Raw genomic sequence first — 4,470 nt, 5'->3', positions numbered from 1 at the left:
TTTAAATAATTTATATTTTAAAAAAAGTGTAGTATTATTATACTATAATTTTACAGTATATTTAGGGGGAAATATGACATATCAAAGTGAAAGTGAATTAGAAGAACGATTAATTTTACAATTAACAAAACAAGGTTATGAAAAAGTCAAAATAAATAATGAAGAGGATTTAAATAGAAATTTTAAAGAAATACTATCAAAATTTAATGAGAAAAAGTTAAATGGAGTTCCGTTAACTGATAAGGAATTTAATAGAATACTAACTTATTTAAAAGGAAAGAGTATTTTTAAAAGTTCAAAACTTTTTAGGGATAAATATGTATTAGAAAGAGAAGATGGAACTTTTATTTATATAGAATTTTTTGATAAAAAAGATCATCATAATAATATTTTTCAAGTTACTAATCAAGTTACTATGGAAAGTAAATATAAAAATAGATATGATGTAACTATTTTAATTAATGGATTACCTATGGTTCAAATAGAACTTAAAAGGAGAGGTAAGGATTTTAAAGAAGCTTTTAATCAAATAGAGAGATATAGAAGGCATTCTTTTAAAGGGCTTTATAGATATATTCAATGCTTTGTAATTTCAAATGGTGTTGATACTAAGTATTATGCAAATAGCGATAAAGATATTAAATTTGATTTTACTTTCTTTTGGAGTGATGAAAAAAATAAACGTATAACTAATTTAAGTGAGTTTACTGAAAGTTTTTTAGATAAATATAGATTAAATAACTTAATAGCAAAGTATATGATAATTCAAGATTCAGAAAAAAATCTTATGGTTATGAGGCCTTATCAAATATATGCAGTTGAAGCTTTAATGAAAAGAGCTAGAGAAACTAATAATAACGGATATATATGGCATACAACAGGTTCTGGAAAGACCTTAACATCTTTTAAGGCAAGTCAGCTTTTAGCAGATGAAGAAAGTATTAAAAAAGTATTTTTTTTAATAGATAGAAAAGACTTAGATAGTCAAACTGTTAAAGAATTTAATAAATTCCAAAAAGATTGTGTAGATACAACTACAAATACAGGAATTTTGATAAAACAAATAGAAAATATAAATACAAGACTTATAGTAACAACTATTCAAAAGCTTGCAAGACTTTTAAAGTCTGAAAAATATTCAAATAGAATGGAAAAATATAAAGATGAAAAGGTTGTATTTATTATAGATGAATGTCATAGAAGTCAATTTGGAGATATGAATACAGCTATAAATAAACATTTTAAAAATGCACAATACTTTGGATTTACAGGGACACCAAGGCTTTTAGAAAATAAAAGTCAAGATGGTAGAACTACGGCAGATATTTTTGATAAATGTTTGCATAGTTATCTTATAAAAGATGCAATTAATGATGGAAATGTTTTAGGATTTTCAGTTGAATATATAAAAACTTTTGATGGTGATATAAATGAATATGATGATGAGAAAGTTAAAGCAATAGATAAAGAAGAAGTATTTATGGCTGATGAAAGAATAGAACTTATTGCAAAACATATAATTAAAAATCATGACAAAAAAACTAATGGAAGAAAGTTTTGTTCTATATTAGCAGTACAAAGTATCCCTGCGCTTATTAAGTATTATGATAAATTTAAAGAACTAAAGCATGATTTAAAAATTGGAGCAATTTTTACCTTTCAAGATAATGAAGATTTAAGTAATAAAAAAGAACATTCAAGAGATAGTTTAGAAAAAATTATAAAAGATTATAATTATATGTATAAAGAGGAAGAAAAAAAATATAGTACAGATACCTTTGAAGCTTATTTTAAAGACATTTCAAATAAAATAAAAAATTCAGAAATAGATATTGTTATAGTTGTAAATATGCTTTTAACAGGATTTGATAGTAAGCCTTTAAATACACTTTATGTAGATAAAAATTTAAAACATCATGGATTAATACAAGCTTTTTCAAGAACAAATAGAGTATTAGATGCTACAAAACCTTATGGTAATATAGTATGTTATAGAAATTTAAAAAAAGAAACTGATGAAGCTATTTGTTTATTTTCTAAAACAGAAACATCAGATATAGTTTTAATGCAAAGTTATGAGCATTATTTAGAACTTTTTAAGAAAAGATTAGAAACGCTTTATAATATAGCACCAACACTTGAAACTATTGATATGATGCAAGATGAAAATGATAAAAAAGCATTTGTTGAATCTTTTAAAGAACTTACAAAACAGCTTACAAAGTTAAAAACATTTACTGATTTTGAGTTTAATAAAGAGCTTTTAGGAATATCAGAGCAAGAATATGAAGATTATAAAAGTAAATATTTAGGTATTTATGATTCTGTTAAAAAAGAAGAAAAAACATCAATATTAGCAGACATAGATTTTGGAATAGAACTTATGGAAACAGATAAAATAAATGTTTCATATATATTAAATCTTTTGAGAAATATTGATTTTAGTACAGAAGAACAAGTTAAAAAAGATGTTGAAAAAATAAGAAGGCTTTTAGATAAAGCTGATAATGAAAACTTAAGATTAAAATCTGAACTTATTAGAGAGTTTTTAGAAAAAGTAGTTCCAAAGGCTACAAAAGATGATTCTATGGATGAATTGTTTAATGACTTCATTGAAGAAAAAAGAGTTGAAGATATTTTAAATCTTTCAAATGAAGTTGAAATCAAAGGAGAAACAGTTAAAGGATTTATAAGTGAATATGAATATTCAGGAAAAGTAGACAGTGCTAAAATTAAAGATTCTTTAACTGGCGGATTATTAAAAAAGAGAAAACTTTCAAATAGAATAAAAGATTTTATTATAGAACATGTAAATAAATTCACATTTTAATTAGGAGGCATTTAGGGTATGGGTAATTTAGTAGAGAGTATAATGGTAAATTCACAATTGGAGGAAGATATGAATACACAAGATAAGCAAAGAGAGCAACAAAGTAATTTACAAAATAAACTTTGGGATATAGCAAATACATTAAGAGGAAGCATGGAAGCTAGTGAATTTAAAAATTATATACTAGGACTTATTTTCTATAGATACCTTTCAGAAAATGTAGAAGAAAGAGCATTAAAACTTTTAGAAGAAGATAATATGACTTATGAAGAAGCATGGGAAGATGATGAATATAGAGAAGCACTACAAGAAGAACTTGTAAATGATATAGGATACTTTATAGAACCAAAATATCTTTTTAGAATTCTTTTAAAGGGAATAGAAACTGGAGATTTTGATATAGAAACTTTAGAAGAAGCTATAAATGATATTACAGAATCTACACTTGGTAATGAAAGTGAAGAAGACTTTGACCACCTTTTTGATGATATGGATTTAAAATCAACTAAGCTTGGAAAAGATGTAAAATCAAGAAGTGAAATAATCGGAAAAGTAATGGGGAATATTTCAAATATTCCATTTAAATTTAATGATAGTGAAATTGATATTTTAGGAGATGCATACGAATATCTTATAGGACAATTTGCAGCAAATGCAGGTAAAAAAGCTGGAGAATTCTATACACCACAACAAGTATCAAAAATATTAGCTAAAATTGTTACAATGGGAAAAACTGACTTAAAAAATGTTTATGATCCAACATGTGGTTCAGGTTCATTACTTCTTAGAGTTTCAAGAGAAGCAAAGGTTAGAAATTTTTATGGACAAGAAAAAGTTTCTGCTACTTATAATTTAGCGAGAATGAATATGATACTTCATGGAATTTCATATAAAGATTTTGATATAAAAAATGATGATACATTAGAAAACCCACAACATAAAGATTTAAAATTTGAAGCAATAGTTGCAAATCCACCATATTCAGCAAAATGGTCAGCAGATGCTAAATTCTTAGATGATGATAGATTTTCATCTTATGGAAAACTAGCACCTAAGTCAAAAGCAGATTTTGCATTTATACAACATATGATACATCAGTTAGATGATAATGGAACTATGGCAGTTGTATTACCACATGGAGTACTATTTAGAGGAGCTTCTGAAGGCGTTATAAGAAAATATCTTATAGAAAAAAGAAATTTATTAGATGCAATTATAGGTCTTCCTGCAAATATATTCTTTGGAACATCAATACCAACAGTAATATTAGTGTTTAAAAAGAATAGAAAAGATAAAGAAAATATATTATTTATAGATGCTTCAAATGAATTTGAAAAAGGTAAAAATCAAAATGTATTAAGAGATAGTGATGTAGATAAAATAGTTGAAACATATAAAAATAGAGAAACTATTGATAAATACTCATATGTAGCAAATATAGAAGAAATAAAAGAAAATGACTATAACTTAAATATTCCAAGATATGTAGATACATTTGAAGAAGAAGAACCAGTTGATATAAAGGAAGTTCAAGGAAGGCTTAAAGAGAGAGAAGAAAAGATTAATAAATTATATGAAGAGTTAAATAAACAATTAAAAGAACTTGGATTATAGGAGGTGCAGAAGATGAATAAAAATGT

At 25.1% G+C, this 4,470-nt stretch carries 2 protein-coding genes; both read left to right on the top strand.

Going from position 1 to position 4,470, the window contains the following annotated elements; translation table 11 throughout:
- The first annotated feature begins 73 nt into the window (after positions 1-73).
- A complete protein-coding gene (locus tag Q4E08_RS10015; protein ID WP_303130650.1) occupies positions 74-2,830 on the top strand; it encodes a type I restriction endonuclease subunit R in 2,757 nt (918 codons plus the stop codon).
- 69 nt (positions 2,831-2,899) lie between these two features.
- A complete protein-coding gene (locus Q4E08_RS10010; protein ID WP_303130668.1) occupies positions 2,900-4,444 on the top strand; it encodes a type I restriction-modification system subunit M in 1,545 nt (514 codons plus the stop codon).
- Positions 4,445-4,470: the final 26 nt, after the last annotated feature.

Source organism: Clostridium sp., assembly GCF_030532265.1.
Lineage (GTDB): Bacteria > Bacillota > Clostridia > Clostridiales > Clostridiaceae > Clostridium.
The sequence above is the reverse complement of the archived record's forward strand: the minus strand, read 5'-3'. Positions and strand labels throughout refer to the sequence as shown.

Coding starts and splice junctions, on each gene's coding strand:
- Q4E08_RS10015 (WP_303130650.1), top strand. CDS start 74: ATGACATATCAAAGTGAAAGTGAATTAGAAGAACGATTAATTTTACAA.
- Q4E08_RS10010 (WP_303130668.1), top strand. CDS start 2,900: ATGAATACACAAGATAAGCAAAGAGAGCAACAAAGTAATTTACAAAAT.